This is a genomic window from Flexivirga aerilata, from assembly GCF_013002715.1.
Lineage (GTDB): Bacteria > Actinomycetota > Actinomycetes > Actinomycetales > Dermatophilaceae > Flexivirga > Flexivirga aerilata.
Window position 1 is genome coordinate 1013972 of the sequence record NZ_JABENB010000001.1, and the last position, 17872, is coordinate 1031843.

At 70.2% G+C, this 17872-nt stretch carries 17 protein-coding genes and 1 pseudogene; 12 read left to right on the top strand and 6 right to left on the bottom strand.

Going from position 1 to position 17872, the window contains the following annotated elements; all coding sequences use genetic code 11:
- Positions 1 to 19 precede the first annotated feature (19 nt).
- The 3 genes from HJ588_RS04790 to paaI are packed head-to-tail and all read right to left on the bottom strand — an operon-like array spanning position 20 to position 3128.
- On the bottom strand, positions 20 to 1423 hold the full coding sequence (locus HJ588_RS04790; protein WP_171152559.1) for a hypothetical protein: 1404 nt from the start codon (positions 1421 to 1423) through the stop codon (positions 20 to 22).
- Entirely contained in the window at positions 1420 to 2715 is a 1296-nt protein-coding gene (gene paaK / locus HJ588_RS04795) for a phenylacetate--CoA ligase PaaK (protein WP_171152561.1), read from the bottom strand. Before paaK ends, HJ588_RS04790 begins: the two co-directional genes overlap by 4 nt.
- The gene (gene paaI / locus HJ588_RS04800) at positions 2712 to 3128 is read right to left on the bottom strand and encodes a hydroxyphenylacetyl-CoA thioesterase PaaI (protein WP_246241756.1); all 417 of its coding nucleotides are present in this window, start codon (positions 3126 to 3128) and stop codon (positions 2712 to 2714) included. Before paaI ends, paaK begins: the two co-directional genes overlap by 4 nt.
- 440 nt (positions 3129 to 3568) lie before the next feature.
- On the opposite strand from paaI, the gene HJ588_RS04805 reads away from it, so the two are divergent.
- The 5 genes from HJ588_RS04805 (at position 3569) to HJ588_RS04825 (ending at position 9392) form a co-directional block, all read left to right on the top strand.
- Positions 3569 to 5443, top strand: coding sequence for a S53 family peptidase (locus HJ588_RS04805; RefSeq protein ID WP_171152563.1), 1875 nt, complete (start codon positions 3569 to 3571; stop codon positions 5441 to 5443).
- A gap of 184 nt (positions 5444 to 5627) precedes the next feature.
- Positions 5628 to 6497 (top strand): L,D-transpeptidase, encoded by an 870-nt coding sequence (locus tag HJ588_RS04810; protein WP_171152564.1) that lies wholly within the window; start codon positions 5628 to 5630, stop codon positions 6495 to 6497.
- 40 nt (positions 6498 to 6537) lie between these two features.
- Positions 6538 to 7362: a hypothetical protein gene (locus tag HJ588_RS18950; protein ID WP_212755291.1), complete on the top strand. Its 825-nt coding sequence runs from the start codon at positions 6538 to 6540 to the stop codon at positions 7360 to 7362.
- 106 nt (positions 7363 to 7468) lie between these two features.
- A complete protein-coding gene (locus HJ588_RS04820; protein ID WP_171152566.1) occupies positions 7469 to 8446 on the top strand; it encodes a L,D-transpeptidase in 978 nt (325 codons plus the stop codon).
- Between the two features lie 31 nt (positions 8447 to 8477).
- Positions 8478 to 9392 (top strand): NUDIX hydrolase, encoded by a 915-nt coding sequence (locus tag HJ588_RS04825; protein WP_171152569.1) that lies wholly within the window; start codon positions 8478 to 8480, stop codon positions 9390 to 9392.
- A 24-nt stretch (positions 9393 to 9416) separates the two neighbouring features.
- On the opposite strand, the gene HJ588_RS04830 is transcribed toward HJ588_RS04825, so the two are convergent.
- Positions 9417 to 9812 carry a phage holin family protein gene (locus HJ588_RS04830; protein ID WP_171152571.1) on the bottom strand — a complete coding sequence of 132 codons (396 nt, stop codon included), beginning with the start codon at positions 9810 to 9812 and terminating at the stop codon, positions 9417 to 9419.
- 71 nt (positions 9813 to 9883) lie between these two features.
- Between HJ588_RS04830 and hisC the strand changes: the two genes are divergently transcribed.
- The 5 genes from hisC (at position 9884) to HJ588_RS04855 (ending at position 15378) form a co-directional block, all read left to right on the top strand.
- A complete protein-coding gene (gene hisC / locus HJ588_RS04835; RefSeq protein ID WP_171152574.1) occupies positions 9884 to 10972 on the top strand; it encodes a histidinol-phosphate transaminase in 1089 nt (362 codons plus the stop codon).
- Between the two features lie 145 nt (positions 10973 to 11117).
- Positions 11118 to 11342 (top strand): hypothetical protein, encoded by a 225-nt coding sequence (locus tag HJ588_RS04840; RefSeq protein ID WP_171152576.1) that lies wholly within the window; start codon positions 11118 to 11120, stop codon positions 11340 to 11342.
- A 181-nt stretch (positions 11343 to 11523) separates the two neighbouring features.
- Entirely contained in the window at positions 11524 to 12750 is a 1227-nt protein-coding gene (pdhA, locus tag HJ588_RS04845; RefSeq protein WP_171152579.1) for a pyruvate dehydrogenase (acetyl-transferring) E1 component subunit alpha, read from the top strand.
- Between the two features lie 38 nt (positions 12751 to 12788).
- The gene (locus HJ588_RS04850) at positions 12789 to 13808 is read left to right on the top strand and encodes an alpha-ketoacid dehydrogenase subunit beta (protein WP_171152582.1); all 1020 of its coding nucleotides are present in this window, start codon (positions 12789 to 12791) and stop codon (positions 13806 to 13808) included.
- A gap of 88 nt (positions 13809 to 13896) precedes the next feature.
- Positions 13897 to 15378 carry a dihydrolipoamide acetyltransferase family protein gene (locus tag HJ588_RS04855; RefSeq protein WP_171152584.1) on the top strand — a complete coding sequence of 494 codons (1482 nt, stop codon included), beginning with the start codon at positions 13897 to 13899 and terminating at the stop codon, positions 15376 to 15378.
- A 258-nt stretch (positions 15379 to 15636) separates the two neighbouring features.
- Here HJ588_RS04855 and HJ588_RS20130 read toward each other — a convergent pair.
- Positions 15637 to 16218, bottom strand: a pseudogene (locus HJ588_RS20130) (alpha/beta fold hydrolase); the annotation flags it as partial.
- Here HJ588_RS20130 and HJ588_RS19260 point away from each other — a divergent pair.
- Entirely contained in the window at positions 16183 to 16350 is a 168-nt protein-coding gene (locus tag HJ588_RS19260; protein ID WP_246241758.1) for a hypothetical protein, read from the top strand. The pseudogene HJ588_RS20130 and the gene HJ588_RS19260 sit on opposite strands and share 36 nt — an antisense overlap.
- Before the next feature lie 63 nt (positions 16351 to 16413).
- On the opposite strand, the gene HJ588_RS04865 is transcribed toward HJ588_RS19260, so the two are convergent.
- The gene (locus HJ588_RS04865; protein ID WP_212755292.1) at positions 16414 to 16788 is read right to left on the bottom strand and encodes a MarR family winged helix-turn-helix transcriptional regulator; all 375 of its coding nucleotides are present in this window, start codon (positions 16786 to 16788) and stop codon (positions 16414 to 16416) included.
- A gap of 142 nt (positions 16789 to 16930) precedes the next feature.
- Between HJ588_RS04865 and HJ588_RS04870 the strand changes: the two genes are divergently transcribed.
- Positions 16931 to 17872 carry an SDR family NAD(P)-dependent oxidoreductase gene (locus HJ588_RS04870; RefSeq protein ID WP_171152586.1) on the top strand — a complete coding sequence of 314 codons (942 nt, stop codon included), beginning with the start codon at positions 16931 to 16933 and terminating at the stop codon, positions 17870 to 17872.

Genomic DNA, 17872 nt, shown 5'->3' on the forward strand with positions numbered 1-17872 from the left:
GAAGAGGCGCAGGGCGGTGTCATCCCCGCTGCTCGACGGTCACCGTCGCCGGCGACGCGTCGGTGATCTTCAGCACCGGCGCGCTGCGGGGCGCACGGTCGACGCGCCGGAAGGAATCGTCTTCCGGCTTCGGCCAGCCGGAGTCGAAGTAGGGCTGGTAACCGTGCGTGGCCAGGGCCGCGGCCACCGCCGTCTGGTAGCTGGCATAGCTGAGCAGACCCTCTGTCCGGATGACGACCGGGCCGCCTGACATGTGGTGAGTTCGTAGGTCTGTCAACGATTTCCACACCACCACGCGTGCGTTGCGCGATGTCTGGATGTCGTGGTCGGACTTTCTGAACAGGTCCGCCCGTCCGGGGCCGAGCAGCAGAGCCATGCCGAGCGCTGCGACGCCGAGAACGGTCGCGACCACGATCCTCGGTGTGCGTCGCGGGAGCGCGCCGTAGCCGAAGCCGAGCAGGGCGGTGCGGTTGGTGATCTTTGCGGCCCGGCCCAGCGTCCACGATGCCCAGCCGATGACCACGAGCAGTGCGGCGACGCCACCCAGCGCGAGCGGTGACGACAGCGAATGAGTCACCAGCTGCCACACCTGCGACGGGTTGTTGGGGCTGATCAGTGCGATCTCCGCGATCGGCGGCGCCCAGCAGAGCAACGTGACCGCGGTGGCGATCACGCCCGGGCGCCGCCACCACGGTGTATGCCGGGCCGGCCCGCCCCAGCCGGGCATCGGCCACACGGTGCCGCGTTCGGTGCGCCACCGCACCAGCCCGACACCCGTGAGGAGCAGGAGCAAAGGCGAAACGATCGGCAGCAGCGCGAGATTCGACTGCAACACATAGCTCGCGACCGCCGCAAACCACGGCAGCGCTGAGAGCCTCCCGCGCAGCACCCGCCAGGACAACGCCATCAGAGCCGCCGACGCGAGGACCGGCGGCCACGGGTTCCACGGCAGCACCACCGACCGCCCGAGGAGGAGTTCCGCGCCGAGGATCGCGCCCGCCGCCAGCCAGACCCCGCGCGCGCCGCCGACGATCCAGGACTGCCAGATCGTGAGCGCGACGACGAGCACCGCGAGGATCAGGCAGCCGAGCAGCAGGCCGAACGGGTGCCAGCCGCTGACGGCATACGGGATCGCCAGGAGGTAGAACTCCATCGGTCCGGGGTGGTGGGCCCACACGCCCGGCACACTGATGGCGCTGGTCGATCGCATGCCGAGCAGTGGCGGATGCGAGCTGAAGACGTCATGGGTCTTCAACGCGATCACGCCTTCGTCGCCCTGCGGCAGCCAGCCGAGCCGGATCCACCAGATCGTCCACACGATCAGCGGGATCGAGAGCAGGAGCACGGCAGTCACCGGCCAGCGGCGATCGCTCAGTCGCTCGCCCGCAGCACGCCGGGACGGCCGGTCGAGTTGTGGGGTCACCGCGGTCGCTGATCGACGATGCGCCGTGCCTTGCCGACCGACCGCTCGATGCCGCCGGGCGGCAGCACCGTCACGGTGGCGGTGGTGCCGATGCGGTCCTTGATCTGCGCCGCCAGTGCGGTCTCGACGGCTGGCCATTCGCTCGCCGAAAACCCTTCGGCCGCTTCGACATTCACCGTCAGCTCGTCCATCCGTCCCGGTCGCGTCAGCACGCATTGAAAGTATGGCGAGAGTCCCTCGTGGGCGAGGGCCAGCTCCTCGATCTGGGTCGGGAACACGTTGACCCCGCGCACGATCATCAGGTCGTCGCTGCGGCCGGTGATCTTCGCCATCCGGCGGAAGCTCGGCCGGGCGGTCCCGGGCAGCAGCCGCGTCAGGTCGCGGGTGCGATAGCGCAGCACCGGCATCGCCTGCTTGGTGAGCGAGGTGAAGACCAGCTCGCCCTCCTCGCCATCGGGCACGGGCTCGCCGCTGACCGGGTCGATGATTTCGGGCAGGAAGTGGTCCTCCCAGATCGTCGGCCCGTCCTTGGTCTCGACGCACTCCTGGGCGACGCCCGGACCCATCACCTCGGACAGACCGTAGATGTCGACCGCGTCGATCCCGGCCCGCTGCTCGATCTCGGCCCGCATCGCGTCGGTCCACGGCTCGGCGCCGAAAACGCCTGTCGACAAAGGGAGTGCGGCGGGGTCGATGCCCTGCGCGGTCATCTCGTCCAGGATCGACAGGAAGTATGACGGGGTCACCATGATCGCCCGCGCGCCGAAGTCGCGCAGCAGCTGCACCTGCCTGGCGGTCTGGCCACCCGACATCGGCACGACCGTGCAGCCGAGCCGCTCGGCGCCGTAGTGGGCGCCGAGACCACCGGTGAACAGCCCGTACCCGTAAGCGACCTGCACGATGTCGCCCGGTCGCACGCCGGCCGCGAAGAGCGACCGGGCGACCAGCCCCGCCCAGGTGTCGATGTCGTCGCGGGTGTAACCGACGACGGTCGGCGAGCCCGTGGTGCCGCTCGAGGCGTGCACGCGCACCACTTGCGGGCGCGGCACCGCGAACATCCCGAAGGGGTAGTTGTCGCGCAACTCCGCCTTGCCGGTGAACGGCAGCAGCCGCACGTCGTCCAGTGACCGGATGTCCTCGGGCCGGACGCCTGAGACGTCGAGCGCGTTGCGGTAGTGCGGCACGTGCGCGTAGGCGTGCGCGACCGTCTCCTGCAACCTGGCGAGCTGGTGGGCCCGCAACTCATCCAGTGACCACCGCTCGGCGGCGTCATACAGCTGCGGTGTCGTCATGAGCGCAGCGACCTGGACCGGCCGCGGAACTCGGCGACGATCTCTGCATCGCTCTCGCGGCGCACCGTCACGTCGGTGATGCCCGAGCGGCCGTAGGTGGTGCGTTCGCGGGCGTCGGCGACCAGCACGTCGCCCAGGTTGCCCGGGGTGATGAAGTCGATCTCCGCGCCGGACGCCACGGTCGGACGGCCCGAGGCGTTGCAGGCCACCGCGAAGGTCGAGTCCGCGAGGGCGAAGATGAATCCGCCGTGCGCGATGTTGTGGCCGTTGACCTGCCGCGCGGTCACCGTCATCCGGGTGCGTGCATAGCCGAGGCCGTCGTCGACGCCGATGTCGAGCAGTTCGATGCCGAGGGCTGCCGACGCGTCATCGGACCGCCACATCGCCATGACGTGGTCCAACGGGTCGCTCATGAGGGGCATGGTGTCACCTGCTCGACCCGCGCGGGCCCGAAACCCGGCCGGTCGATGAGGGGAATTCAGGGGAGTGTCGATGGGGCAGATCCGGACGGCACTGTTGGACGCCTGGTGAATATTTCGGTTTGCACTTCCCTATCCAGAAGCTGTGCGGTAAGAAAGACGGCGGTGCCGATGCGCGGTCGTGCAGTCCGAGGGGGAGGGACGCTCGCGCACCGGTGTTCAACCGAGGGGAGAGTTCATGGTCGGGTCGGCAATCGCGTTGCGATGTGCCGACTTTCGGCGTGCCTTCCCGTCGTCCAGCTGCTCGGCTGTTCCTCACCGCACACCACTGCCGGAGCCTGCTCATCAGTAAGTCCGCACTACGAGTCCGCATTACGAGTCCGCATTACGTACGACTACGCACGCACACATCACCACAGAGGAAGGCACTCAACATGAAGCGTCGACAGATCGCTGTCGCGACCGTCGCAGTGACGACGGCTTTCGGCCTCGTCGGGGTCGGCTCCGCGACCGCGGCCAACGGCGGTGGCGGGAACGGTGACGTCAAGCTCGCCAACTCCGGCCGCTCGGCCATCGCTGCCAACGGTGCGTTCGCCGACCAGGGCGCCGCTCCGGCGACCGCCAGCCTCGCGCTCGCACTGCAGGTGCCGCTGCGCAACGAGAACATCCGGCAGACCATGCTGGCCAACGGCGCGGTCATCTCGCCGGCGCAGTACGCCCGGATGTTCGCCTCGTCGCCGAAGGACCTCAAGAAGGTGGCCGACTGGGCCGCCAAGAAGGGCTTCACGGTCACCGGCACCAACGCCAACGCGGGCACCGTGTCGGTCACCGGCTCGGTCGCAACCGCCAACAAGGCGTTCAAGCTCAAGTTGCGCAAGACCGCCGTCGACGGCCGCCGCGGGATCACCCCCGACACCGACCCGACGGTGCCGGCCGGCATCGGCGTCACCGGCATCTCCGGTCTGAACACCCTGGCCACGTTCGCCCCGCCGCCGCAGCAGAAGATCGCCACGAAGAAGGCGCCGAAGACCGGCGCCGTGCCGCGCACCGGCGCCGCACCGGCGCAGAACCAGTACTGCTCGGACTTCTGGGGTCAGAACCTCGCGGTCACCGGCAAGAAGTACCCGAACATGTCCAACGTGCAGTGCCCGCTGCCCCCGCAGGCGGCGGTCAGCCTCTACGGCATGCAGGGCGCGGCCAACGCGACCCCGACCCTCGGCATCCTGCTGTGGGGCGACGACCCCAACGCGGTGACCAACGCCAACGTGCTGGCCAAGGCGACCAACTCGCCGCCGCTGACCACCTACTCCAAGGTGGTGGAGCGGCCGAACAACAACATGAACCGGTGCGAGGACGGCAGCGGCGAGCAGAACCTCGACGTGCAGTCGACGCACGCGATCGCGCCGAAGGCGAACATCCGCTATTACGGCGCCGCGAGCTGTGCCTTCTCCGACACGACCGCGAGCCTGGCGAAGGCGGTCAACGAGCACAAGGTGACCACGATGTCGCTGTCGTTCGGTGCCCCGGAGAAGCTCGTCGACTCGGCGTCGCTCTCCGGTTTCAACCGGGTCGCGCAGCAGGCCACGCTCACCGGCATCTCGGTCGTGGTGTGCAGCATGGACAGCGGTGACTACTCGACCGACCCCGGGGTCAAGGTCAAGGGCGTGGCGTTCCCGGCATCGTCGCCGTTCGTCACCGCCGTCGGCGGCACCGCGGTCGGCGTCACGCAGACCGGCGGCCGGCTGTTCACCGTCGGCTGGGAGAGCAAGTGGTGGCGTCAGCCCAACCCGGGCACCACGGCCGGCATGACCCAGACGTATGGCGGCCAGAACTCGATCGGCGCCGGCGGCGGCGTGAGCTCGGCGTTCGCGCAGCCGGGCTGGCAGAAGGGCCGGGTCAAGGGCAGCACGACCATGCGTGCGGTCCCCGACGTCGCGGCGCTCGCCGACCCCCTGACCGGTCTGGCCATCGCCTACGGCCCGTCGGAGGCGGAGATCGCCAACGGTGGCGGCACCAGCCAGGCCGCGCCGCTGGTCGCGGCGATGGTCGGCGCCTCCAAGTCGATCACCAAGCGCAACTTCGGCAACGCCGCACCGATGCTCTACCGGCTCGGCTCCGCCGCTCTGCTCGACGTCACCGGACCGACCGGCACCTACGGCGGCTGGTACGGCACCTGGGACGACGGCGCCCAGCGCATCGCGGGCGTCGGCGACACCCCGGACTCCCTGCGCTTCGGTGCGGGCTGGGACAACGTCACCGGTCTCGGTGAGCCCAAGGGTCAGGCGTTCCTGACCGGGCTCGGCGGCTGACCGCACGCCGGGAGCGCCGACCCATCGGGTGGTGCGGCGGGTCTGTCTTTCGCGGGCCCGCCGCACCGCCCGCCGAAGCTCGCAACGGATGAGTAGTGGGACGCGTCCGACACAGAGCGACACGTCCGACACGTCCAGCACGGGCCGACATGTTCGGAACGGGCATGGCTGACAAAGGGAACTGATGACGCAGCAGGGCAAGCACGGCTCCGGCGACAACGGTGCGGCACGACGTCTGATGACGTCGGTGCTCGGCGTCGTCGTGGGGTTCCTGGTTGTCGCGTTGCTCGTCTTCGCCGGGGTGAAGATCTTCGGCGACCGCGGCACGACCGCCGCGTCGCCGGCGAGCGGCAGCCCGTCCGCGGCTCCCGCCATACCGGTGCCGAAGGTGCCTGCCGACGTGCTCGCGAAGCTTCCGCGCGCGACCACCGAGGGCAAGGTCGCGAACGCACCGATCGACCTGCGGACCGCGAGCGAGGGACGCACGATCAACATCGCTCGTGACCTGCCTGGTTTTGCCAAGCCGGGCGCGGACCCGATCACGGTGATCCCGAAGTCGCAGTTCGGCAGCGCCACCTGGCTCCCGGTGATAAACCAACGGTCCGGCTGGGTGCAGGTGCGGTTGCCGGCCCGGCCCAACGGCGCCACCGCGTGGGTGCCCGCCGCCGGGCTCGGCATGGCGCAGACCAGTTGGTCGGTCAAGGTCGCACTCGGCGCCGGCACGATCACCGTCAGCAAGGACGGCACCGAGCAGGGCAGCTGGCCGATCGGACAGGGTATGGCGGCCACGCCCACTCCGGTCGGGCAGACGTTCCTGCTCGGCAGTTTCGTCGACCCGAAGCAGACGTTCTCACCGGTGATCTACGCGTTGGGGACCCACTCCGACACGCTCGACACCTACGGCGGGGGGCCGGGCACGGTCGCCGTCCACGGATGGCCGACGCAAGAAGGCCGGATCGGCAAGGTCTCGCACGGATGTGTGCGCGTGCCGCCGGCCGGGTTGGCCATCTTCGCAAAGCTGCCCACGGGCACACCGATAGATATCACTGCATAAGTCAGCATCACTGCATCAGTCAGAGGGAAGGGAACACAACATGAAGCGCAACACAGCGCTCTTCAGCGCGTCGCTCGTGGCAGGCGTCGCGGCAGCGGGGGCTCTGGTGGCAACCAGCACCAGCAGTTCCGCGGCGAGCACCTACTACGGCGTCAACTGGTCGGACCAGACGAGCTTCACCTCCAGCGGGGGTGCCTGGAAGAACGGTTCGTACGGCGACGCCTACGGCTCCTTCTCGGGCACTGCGGCCGCGGGCACCGGCACCTTCTCGCTGGGTGGCAAGGCCCCGGTGACGGTGCGGGTGGCCTGCACCGACGGCAAGCCGGTCACCACGGTCATCGGTGGCGGCGCGGCCGGCACCTACCAGCCCGGCGCGACCGTCAGCCTGGCCAAGTTTGCCAACTACGCCGGCTCGAACGGCTCGGTCACGTTCGGCTCGGTCAAGGTCGGCGGCCACACCGCCGGCGCCTACATCAACCTGTCCGACTCGCTGGGCCCGGGCTCGTTCGTCGCGCTCACCGGCGCCGACTGCGAGGGCGGCACCGGCCCGACCTCGCCGACCACGGGTCCGACGAGCCCGACCACTGGTCCGACGTCGCCGACCACTGGCCCGACGAGCCCGACGACCGGTCCGACGTCGCCGACCACCGGCCCGACGTCGCCGACCACGGGCCCGACCTCGCCGACCACCGGCCCGACGAGCCCGACGACCGGCCCGACGTCGCCGACCACTGGCCCGACGAGCCCGACCACGGGTCCGACGTCGCCGACCACCGGTCCGACGAGCCCGACCACGGGTCCGACGGCTCCGACCGAGCCGCCGACCCCGACGGCCACCACGACGACGCTGCCGGTCACCGGCTGACGTTCGCGTCCTCACCGGATGCGCCCCCGACCTCGCCTGCGGGCCGAGGTCGGGGGCGCACCCGCCTCAGCCCGGACCTGCCACCGACGATCGCCGCGGAGTAGCGATGAAATCTGGCCGTCCCGCCACCTGCCTGCTCACCGGTGCCCTGCTGCTCACCGCCTGCGGCAGCACGACCGCTGACCGCGCGGCCCGGTCGGCACCGGCAACCTCGTCACCAGCCGCATCGCCGGCTCCGCCAGCAGCGTCGTCGTCCCCGACATCCCCGACAACCCCGACAACATCGACGCCCGCCGCCACACAGCCGGCGACTCCGGCTCCTCGCGGCTCGAGCCGGCCCGCACTGCCGGGCGCGACGACCGCCCGCGGCTGGACCACGCCATCGTCGGCCACCACGCCGCCCTCGGTCACCGCACCGCCGAAGCCGGCAGCCGCCCCGGCCGGCCTGCCGGTCGCCGACACCTACGGCCGCGTCGACACCGCGGTCGACCTCACGACGTCCAGCAACGGCAACGTCGCCGGATTCGGCCGGACCACCACCGCCTACCGCACGCCCGGCGGCCCAGCGGTGGCCCGCATCCCGGCCACCCAGCTCGGACTGCCCACCTGGTTGCCGGTGATCGGCAGGCAGGCCGGCTGGCTGCAGGTGCGGCTGCCGACCAGACCCAACGGTGCCGTCGCGTGGGTGCAGGACGCGGGAGTGACTCTGCGGCATACGAATTGGCGCGTGCAGGTGTCGCTCTCCGCCAACACCATCACCGTGTATGACGGCAGCCGCCGCGTCGGCAGCTGGCCCGCGGGCAAGGGATTGCCCGCGACGCCGACGCCGGTCGGGCAGACATTCCTGCTCACCACATTCGACAGCCCACCCGGCTCCTACACCCCGTCGACGTTCGTGCTCGGCGTCCACTCCGACACCCTCGACACGTATGGCGGGGGCCCCGGCACGGTTGCGGTGCACGGGTGGCCGACGGCCGCGGGCCGGGTCGGAGCCGTGTCGCACGGCTGCGTGCGCGTGCCGCAGGCGACCCTCGATGCGTTCCACAAGCTGCCGCTCGGCACGCCGGTCGACATCGCCCGCTGACCCGCGCCGCGTGCCTCACTAGGCTGGGCGCATGCCGGACGTCGCACCCGATCAGTCGATCCTCAGCGGCGACGGCTTCGTCCTGCGGCCGCGCACCGGAGCACCCTCGGTGCACGGTTTCACCGTGGAGATCGACGGCCGGGAGGCGGGCAGCGTCGAGCTGCAGGTGTGCGACCACCGGGTCAGCACCGCGCACGTCTGCTGGCAGATCGCGTCCGACTTCCGCGGCCGGGGCCTTGGCCATCGGGCGCTGCAACTGCTGGTCGAGCACGCCTTCGACACCCTCGGGCTGCGCCGCGTCGAGACCTACGTGGACCGGCGGCACCGGCACGCGATCCGGTCGGCGGCCCGCGCCGGCCTGCGCAAGGAGGGCGTGGTCCGCGACTACGCCGAGGACGCCGACGGCTGGTATGACGCCGTCCTGCTGAGCCGCCTGGCCACTGACGCACTGCCGTCGACGCGGGAGGCGTTCACGGCCTGGCTCAACAGCTCGCTGCCGACCAAGCGGGCGATCGCGCAGGCGCTGATCCGCGACGCCGACGGCCGCGTGCTGGCCTGCGAGCTGGTCTACAAGAAGCCGTGGGACCTGCCCGGTGGCGTCGTCGATCCCTTCGAGTCCCCGGCGGCCGCGGTGCTGCGGGAGTTGTCCGAGGAGCTCGGGGTCAGCGCGCGCATCCGCTCCCTGGCCGCGGTCAGCTGGCTGCCGTCCTGGCGGGGCTGGGACGACGCCACGCTGTTCCTCTTCGACGTCGAGGCCGATCCGGCCGCGCTCGCCCGGGCGACGTTGCAACCACGAGAGATTCGCGCCATACATTGGTGTGACGAGGAGCAGCTGGCGGACCACGCCGCCGACTACACGGTGCGGGTGGTGCGGGAGGCGATCGCCGCGCTCGATGCCGGGACCGGCACGGCATACCTCGAGGACGGCCGGCCCGCCGACTGGTGACGGGCGGCCGCTCGTCGGGACGTGCTACCGCGTCTCGAGCCGGTCCGGCAGCAGCATGTTGATCAGCAGGCTGACGAACGACACCACGAGCGCGCCGAGGATGGCGTCCCAGAAGAATGTGTCGACGTGGAAGGCCAGGCCCAGCGGGTCGGACAGCCACGACAGGATCTGCAGCATCAGGGCGTTGACCACGAAGGTGAACAGGCCCAGGGTGAGCACGATCAGCGGGAACGAGAAGAACGTCGCGATCGGCTTCACGATCGCGTTGATCACCCCGAAGATCAGCGCCGCGATGATGACGGTGAGCACCTTCGAGCCGGTCGTCTCACCCGACTGCGCCAGGGTGATGCCCGGCACGACGAGCGCCGCGATCCACAGGGCGACCGCGTTGACGCCGGTCTTGATGAGGAAGTTCTGCATGCGCTCAGCTTGGCACAGCACCGCCCGCAGGCCGCGTTTTGCGCGCGGGCGGACCGCCTAAGCTGAGCCGTATGACGGAGGCCACACCACCAGAAGTCCGGCTGCGCGAGAGCCTCGGGGCCATCCCAGGATACGTCCCCGGCAAGCCCGCCGCCGAGCAGCCCGGGCGCACCACCTACAAGATCAGCAGCAACGAAAACCCTTACCCGCCACTGCCTTCGGTGGTGAAGGTGGTGCAGGAAGCCACCCTGTCGATGAACCGCTATCCCGACATGGGCGTCACCGAGCTGCGCGACGCGATCGCCCGGCGGTTCGAGGTGAAGCCGGAGCAGGTCGCGACCGGCACCGGCAGCGTCGGCATCCTCGGCTCGCTGCTGCAGATCACCTGCGAGCCCGGCGACGAGGTCGTCTACGCGTGGCGGTCCTTCGAGGCCTACCCGATCGTCGTCGGCCTCTCCGGCGCCACGTCGGTGCAGGTGCCGCTCACCGAGGAGTCGCGCCACGACCTCGCCGCGATGGCGGACGCGATCACCGACCGCACCCGGCTGGTCATCGTCTGCAGCCCCAACAACCCGACCGGACCGGCGGTGCGCGCCGACGAGCTCGACGCCTTCCTGCAGCGGGTGCCGCCGCACGTGCTGGTCGTGCTCGACGAGGCCTACCTGGAGTTCGTGCGCGCCGACGACGTGCCGGATGCGCTCAACGTATGGCGCAGGCACCCCAATGTCGCTGTGCTCCGGACGTTTTCGAAGGCCTATGGCCTCGCCGGCCTCCGGGTCGGATACTGCATCGCGCACGAGCCGGTGGCCGAGGCGCTGCGCAAGGCCGCCGTGCCGTTCGGGGTGTCCGAGATCGCCCAGCGGGCTGCGATCGCCAGCCTCGACGCCTACGACGAGCTCGACCAGCGGGTCCAGGACATCGTCGCCGAGCGGGACCGGCTGCTGATCGGGCTGCGCGACCTCGGCTACCCGGTGCCCGACACCCAGGCCAACTTCGTCTGGCTGCCGCTCGGCGACAAGACGCTCGACTTCGCCGCCGCCGCGGAGGCCGCCGGGATCGTCGTCCGGCCGTTCGCCGGCGACGGCGTGCGGTGCACGGTGGGCGAGGTGGAGGCGACCGACCGCCTGCTCGAGGTCGCCAAGGAGTTCGCCGGCCGCTGATGCCGCCGGCCGCTGACGTCGTCGGCGGCTGACCCGCCCGCGTCGCTGGTCGCGTGTCGCTACTAGCCAGGACGCGCCGCCTGGAGGACGCTGGAGCGGGCAGCAGCAGTAAGGGCAGCCGTAGCCGGAGCGAGGGAGCGCTCAGATGGTCACCAGGCGCAGCATGCTGACGGTCATGGGGTCGATCGTCACCCTCTCTCTGGCCGGCGCCGCCATCGAGACCCGCATCGCGCAGTCGTCGGCCGACTCCGGCCAGCGGCGCGTGGATCCGCCGGCAGGTGCAGGCGGGCTGGTGGTCGCGCCGGCCGACGCGCCGCTCGGCCGGGCGGGGCACCTGCCCGATCGGAACGCTCGTCATACCGGCGGGTAACGCTCCCCGATGTGGCCCAGCCGACGCGCCCGGGTAGCCTTCGAACGTAACCAGATGTGAGCCCCGTCATACCCGGACAGAGGTATGCCGACGGGCTTCGCGCCCGCCCGGAGACCCCGCGGCACCAGGCACGTACGCAGTCGCGGCTGACCCGCACGCGGCCGCCCACGAAGGAGTGGACATGCACGACGACGCGATGGATTCGGCGCCCGTGGGGGAGCCGAACTCCGTGCAACATCACGAAACGGTGGTCAGTTCGCCCATGGAACACGACATCACCGACGGCGGGCCAGACATGGTCCAGTTCGTGGACGGCGACGGCAACCGGCTCGCGACGACCGAGGCCAACGCCGCCTACGCGCAGATCGTCGAGGACCTCACTGCCGAGGACGGCCGGTCGATGTACCGCGACCTGGTGCTGGTGCGCCGGATGGATGCCGAGGGTCACGCGCTGCAGCGGCAGGGCGAGCTCGGTCTCTGGCCGTCGCTGCTCGGCCAGGAGGCCGCGCAGGTCGGCGCCGGCCGCGCGATGCGCCCGCAGGACTACGCCTTCCCCGGTTACCGCGAGCACGGCGTCGCCTGGTGCAAGGGCGTCCCGCCGGAGAACCTCCTCGGCATGTTCCGCGGCGTCAACCACGGCGGCTGGGACAGCAACGCCAACAACTTCCACCTCTACACGATCGTGATCGGCAACCAGATGCTGCACGCGACCGGTTACGCGATGGGCATCCAGCGCGACGGTGACGTCGGCACCGGCGACGAGGACCGCGACGCCGCGGTGATGGCGTTCACCGGCGACGGCGGCACAGCGCAGGGCGACTACAACGAGGCGATGGTCTTCGCGGGTGTCGCCAACGCGCCGATGGTCTTCTTCGTGCAGAACAACCAGTGGGCGATCAGCGAGCCCAACTACAAACAGTTCCGCATCCCGCCCTACCAGCGCGCCCGCGGTTTCGGCTTCCCCGGCGTGCGCGTCGACGGCAACGACGTCCTCGCCGTGTATGCCGTGACCAAGGCCGCGATGGACGCCGCGCGCTCCGGCCAGGGTCCGACGCTCATCGAGGCGTTCACCTACCGGATGGGCGCGCACACCACGTCGGACGACCCGACCAAATATCGCATCGCCGCCGAGGTCGACATCTGGCGGGAGAAGGACCCGATCAAGCGGATGCGCGGCTTCCTCGCCAGCAAGGGTCACGCGGACGACGCGTTCTTCGACGCCGTCGACGCCGAGGCCGACCAGCTCGCGGCCCGCATCCGCACCGCCTGCCAGCAGATGCCCGACCCCGAGAAGCCGACGATGTTCGACGACATCTACGCCGAACCGCACCCGGTGGTGGAGCGCGAAAAGGCCGAATACGTCGACTACCTGGCATCATTCGCCGACGCGACCGAGGGAGCCCACTGATGGCCGCCGCAGGACCGACCGAAGGACGGCCGGAAGGCATGAATTCAGGATCGGCGGTGAGGAACGAACCGGCGATCCAGAAATTGTCCTTGGCGAAGGGTCTCAACGCCGGTCTGCGCAAGGCGATGGAGGACGACCCGAAGGTCGTGCTGATGGGTGAGGACGTCGGCAAGCTCGGCGGCGTCTTCCGCATCACCGAGGGCCTGCAGAAGGACTTCGGCGAGGACCGCGTCATCGACACCCCGCTCGCCGAGTCCGGCATCGTCGGCACCGCGGTCGGCCTCGCGCTGCGCGGTTACCGCCCGGTGGTCGAGATCCAGTTCGACGGGTTCATCTACCCGGCGTTCGACCAGATCATCAGCCAGGTCGCCAAGATGCACGCCCGCTCGCTCGGTCACCTGCGGGTGCCGATGGTGATCCGCGTGCCGTATGGCGGTGGCATCGGCGCCGTCGAGCATCACTCGGAGTCCAACGAGGCTTACTTTGCGCACACCGCCGGTCTGCGGGTCGTCACCTGCGCCGACCCGGCCGACGCCTATTGGATGATCCAGCAGGCGATTTCGTCGGACGACCCGGTGATGTTCTACGAGCCGAAGCGGCGCTACCACGAGCGCGCGGAGGTCGTCATCGACGAAGCGGCCGGAGCGCCGCTGCCGTTGCACGCGGCCCGGGTGGCCCGCGAAGGCAGTGACCTGACGCTGATCGCCTACGGCCCGATGGTCAAGACCGCGCTCGACACCGCGGCCGCGGCGGAGGGCGAGGGCAAGTCGCTGGAGGTGATCGACCTGCGCTCGCTGTCGCCGCTCGACACCGACACGATCATGGCGTCGGTGCGCAAGACCGGCCGCGCCGTCGTGGTGCACGAGGCGTCGACCTTCCTCGGCATGGGAGCCGAGCTCGCGGCGCAGATCCAACGCGACTGCTTCTACTCCCTGGAGGCGCCGGTGCTGCGGGTGGGCGGCTACAACATCCCCTACCCGCCGTCGCGTTTCGAGGAGGACTTCCTGCCCGACCTCGACCGCATCCTCGACAGCGTCGACCAGGCGCTCAGCTACTGATGGTCGCGTGCATAACCCGCAACAGTCGCGACCTGTGCACGCGCTCTCAGACTCGCTCGGCGAAAATACTTGAAGGAGAACACATTTCATGGGCGTGAAGCAGTTCAAGCTGCCTGACCCCGGCGAGGGTCTGGTCGAGGCCGAGATCGTCACCTGGAAGATCAAGCCGGGCGATGCGGTGAAGGTCAACGACTTCGTGGTCGAGATCGAGACCGCGAAGTCGCTGGTCGAGCTCCCGATCCCGTGGGAGGGCACCGTCGTCGAGTTGCTCGTCGACGAGGGCACCACGGTCGACGTCGGTGCGCCGATCGTGTCGATCGAGGTCGCCGGCGCCGATGACGATCCCGCGCCGGCAGGCGATGCCGCCGCCCCGGCCGAAACGCCTGCGGCAGAGGGTGATGCGGGCGAACGCGTCGCCAACCTGGTCGGTTACGGCGCGGTCGAGGGCTCGACGAAGCGTCGCGCCCGCCGCGCCCTGCACGGACACCACGAGCACGTCGCGACCAGTGACCCGCTGCCGCCGCCCGACCTGCACGCGCACGTCGCCACCGACTCGGTGCCGACCGCGCCCGCCCGTCCCGCGCAGGACGGCGCTCCCAGCCGGTCCGCGCGCGGCGCAGCCCCGGCGCTGCCCACCACTGCTGCCTCGGGCAAGGTGCTCGCGAAGCCGCCGGTGCGAAAGTTCGCCAAGGACAACGGGATCGACCTGTCGCAGGTCACCTCGTCGCGTGACGACGGCGTGATCAGCCGCGCCGACGTCGAGGCGTTCATCGCAGGCGGTGCCGGTGCTGCCGGGGCGACCACCGCAGCTCCGGCGGGTGCCGGGTTTGCGGGGCCTGCGTCATACGACGGGGAGCGGGAGACCCGCGTCCCGGTCAAGGGCGTGCGCAAGATGACCGCGCAGGCGATGGTCGGATCGGCGTTCACCGCGCCGCACGTCACCGAGTTCATCACCGTCGACATGACGCGCACGATGGAGCTGGTCGACCGGCTGAAGTCCGACCGCGACTTCCGCGACGTCAAGGTCACCCCGCTGCTCATCCTCGCCAAGGCGCTTCTCGTTGCGATCAAACGCAATCCGGAGGTCAACGCGACCTGGGACGAAGCAGCCCAGGAGATCGTGATCAAGCACTTCGTCAACCTCGGCATCGCCGCGGCGACGCCTCGGGGCCTGGTCGTGCCCAACATCAAGGACGCCGACCGTATGTCGATGCTCCAGCTCGGCACCGCGCTCGGTGAGCTGGTCGGCACCGCCCGCGAGGGACGCACGCCGCCGGCCGACATGTCCGGCGGGACGATCACGATCACCAACGTCGGTGTCTTCGGCGTCGACAACGGCACCCCGATCATCAACCCGGGGGAGTCGGCGATCCTGTGCTTCGGCGCGGTGCGCAAGATGCCGTGGGTGGTGACCGACGAGCAGGGCGTCGACCAGATCGTGCCGCGGCAGGTCACGCAGCTGTCGCTGTCCTTCGACCACCGGCTGATCGACGGCGACCTCGGCTCGCGCTTCCTGGCCGACATCGCGGCGCTGCTCGAGGACCCGGCGCGCGCACTCGTCTGGGGCTGAGCGGGGCCCGGTGCTGAGCCGGCTCTCGTGCTGAGTGGAGTCCGAGCGGTCAGGGTTTCGACCGACCGCGCGGGCGACATCGGCTGCCGAGCCGAAGCGCGGCGCGCTCGTCATGGTCGGGGCGGATCGCGTTGCCACGTCGAGGGATTCGGTGACCCGGGCCAGCCAGTCGCCGACCAGCGCATCGAAGACGGCGGCCTGCTCGATGTGCACGTTGTGTCCGGCCCGGTCGAGGGCGGCGTAGGTGGTGCGCGGCCAGTCCCTGGTGAGCGCGAACTGATCGGCATAGCCGACCACCGCGTCCTGCCGTCCCGCGACGACCAGGCCGGGCCGGTCGAACCGCGGCACCGAGCCTTCCCAGGCTCCGCGGTAGTCGGCCGAAATGCGGGCGAGGACAGCCGGATCGACGCTGTCGATGCCGGTCTGCACCTCGAGGGCGGTGCGGCGGAACGTCTCGGGTGTCTGCACGACCCCGAGCGCGAAGGCCGACTCGGGCTCGACCTCGACGCCGTCGACGTCTCGCGCGATCACCCGGTGCTCCGGCACCGTGCGGGTCTCGAAGCCGGCGAGCACGGCCGGCGCGACGAGACAAGCGCCGGCATAGCGCTCCGTGTCGGCGGTGAGCAGACCCTGGGTGAGATATCCGCCGTACGACTCGCCGGCGACCGCGAGCGGACCGTCGGGCACGAGCTGCCGCACCGTCTCCTGCACGACGGCGAAAACGTCGTCGGTGCCGCGCAATGCGGTTGTCGCGGTGCTCCGTCCATGACCTGGTAGGTCGAGGTAGACCCGTCGCCAGCCCGGGTGCCGCTCGAGCACCGGCTCGAAGGCGCCGCTCATCAGCCGGTGGTCGCAGGTGAAGCCGTGCAGCAGGACGAGCGTGCCGACCGCCGCTCCGGCTGCCGGGAGGTCGAGGTAGTGGACGCGGGCGAGCGGCAGGTCGAGGAAGGGCATGACGCCAGCATCTCGTAAGCGGCGGTGCTGCTCGCGTCACCCTTGCTCACGAGAGGAGTCGCAGCAGTGCGGGGCCGCGCGTCACACGAGCTTCGCGACCAGCTTCGCGAATTCCTCCTGCTGCGGACCGGTGAGCCGGCCCAGGCGCTCGCCGAACTCCGCGGTCACCAGCGCCATGCCCTCGGCCGTCACCTGCTGTCCCTTCGCGGTGAGCCGGAGGCGGTGCCGGCGCAGGTCGCCGGGATCGATCTCGCGGTCGACGTAGCCCTCCGCCTGCAACTTCTTCAGGTGTGCCGCGACGGTGGCCTTCGGCATCAGCAGATCGGCCGCGATCGCGGCGGGATAGGGCTGGTCCTCGATCGCCGCGAGCACGAAGAGCTCCTTCGGGTCGAGACCGAGTGCCCGGAGGTCGGGCGCGGCATTCGCCACGACCTGCTGGCCCAGCCGAAACGTCACCGACCACAACCTGGCCGCGTCGATTTCTGTCATCACCCTTGCCAATTCGTACAGAACGGAACTAACCTGAAATGGAATTACATTGATCTGGAACGACGTTACCACCCACGGCGCGTGCTGTGGTCCCACCGTTAGGAGTCTTGTGTCTACTTCTCTTCGCACCCCGTTCGGCGCGCAGTCCACCGCTGCGGAGGTGCTCGCCGACGTCGATCTGACCGGGAAACGCGCCATCGTGACGGGCGCTTCCTCGGGCATCGGGATCGAAACCGCCAGGGCGCTCGCATCCGCGGGCGCCGCGGTCACTCTCGCCGTGCGAGACACCGCGCGCGGTGCCGACGTGGCCGCCGACATCGTCCGCACCACGGGCAACGCAGGGGTCGAGGTGGCGCCGCTCGAGCTCGCCGACCTCGCCTCGGTCGATGCCTTCGTGCGGGCGTGGACCGGGCCACTGCACATCCTGGTCAACAACGCCGGGATCATGGCGGTTCCTCAGCGCACGCTGACGTCATACGGTCAGGAGCTGCATTTCGCGACCAACCACCTGGGGCACTTCCGCCTCGCGACGGGTCTGCACCCGGCCCTCGCGGCGGCCGGCGGCGCACGGATCGTGTCGGTCAGCTCGGCGGGAAACCTGGTCTCGCCGGTGAACTTCGACGACCTCACCTACAACTTCATCCCGTATGACGGGATCGGCGCCTACGGCCAGTCGAAGACGGCCAACGTGCTCTTCGCCGTCGGAGTCGGGCAGCGGTGGGCCGACGACGGGATCGTCGCCAACGCGCTGATGCCCGGCGCGGTCAACACCCGCCTCATGCGCCACGTCGATCCGGCCTGGTTCGAAGGACAGGAGGACGCGATGCCGATCACGACGAAGACCCCTGAGCAGGGAGCGGCGACGTCCGCGCTGCTTGCCGGCTCCCCGCTGGTCGACGGCGTGACGGGACGCTACTTCGAGGACGTCAACGAGGCCGAGGTGGTCCACGAACGCGGCGGTGGCGGGTCGGGTGTGGCGCCATACGCACTCGACCCCGGCAACGCCGAGCGCCTGTGGACCGTGTCGTCTCAGCTCGTCGGCATCGCGTAG

Excerpts from the sequence above, each read along its gene's own strand:
- paaI (WP_246241756.1), bottom strand. The coding sequence starts at position 3,128 with ATGAGCGACCCGTTGGACCACGTCATGGCGATGTGGCGGTCCGATGAC.
- HJ588_RS04850 (WP_171152582.1), top strand. The coding sequence starts at position 12,789 with ATGAATTCAGGATCGGCGGTGAGGAACGAACCGGCGATCCAGAAATTG.
- HJ588_RS18950 (WP_212755291.1), top strand. The coding sequence starts at position 6,538 with ATGAAGCGCAACACAGCGCTCTTCAGCGCGTCGCTCGTGGCAGGCGTC.
- paaK (WP_171152561.1), bottom strand. The coding sequence starts at position 2,715 with ATGACGACACCGCAGCTGTATGACGCCGCCGAGCGGTGGTCACTGGAT.
- hisC (WP_171152574.1), top strand. The coding sequence starts at position 9,884 with ATGACGGAGGCCACACCACCAGAAGTCCGGCTGCGCGAGAGCCTCGGG.
- HJ588_RS04820 (WP_171152566.1), top strand. The coding sequence starts at position 7,469 with ATGAAATCTGGCCGTCCCGCCACCTGCCTGCTCACCGGTGCCCTGCTG.
- HJ588_RS04805 (WP_171152563.1), top strand. The coding sequence starts at position 3,569 with ATGAAGCGTCGACAGATCGCTGTCGCGACCGTCGCAGTGACGACGGCT.
- HJ588_RS04855 (WP_171152584.1), top strand. The coding sequence starts at position 13,897 with ATGGGCGTGAAGCAGTTCAAGCTGCCTGACCCCGGCGAGGGTCTGGTC.
- HJ588_RS04830 (WP_171152571.1), bottom strand. The coding sequence starts at position 9,812 with ATGCAGAACTTCCTCATCAAGACCGGCGTCAACGCGGTCGCCCTGTGG.
- HJ588_RS04840 (WP_171152576.1), top strand. The coding sequence starts at position 11,118 with ATGGTCACCAGGCGCAGCATGCTGACGGTCATGGGGTCGATCGTCACC.
- pdhA (WP_171152579.1), top strand. The coding sequence starts at position 11,524 with ATGCACGACGACGCGATGGATTCGGCGCCCGTGGGGGAGCCGAACTCC.
- HJ588_RS04825 (WP_171152569.1), top strand. The coding sequence starts at position 8,478 with ATGCCGGACGTCGCACCCGATCAGTCGATCCTCAGCGGCGACGGCTTC.
- HJ588_RS04810 (WP_171152564.1), top strand. The coding sequence starts at position 5,628 with ATGACGCAGCAGGGCAAGCACGGCTCCGGCGACAACGGTGCGGCACGA.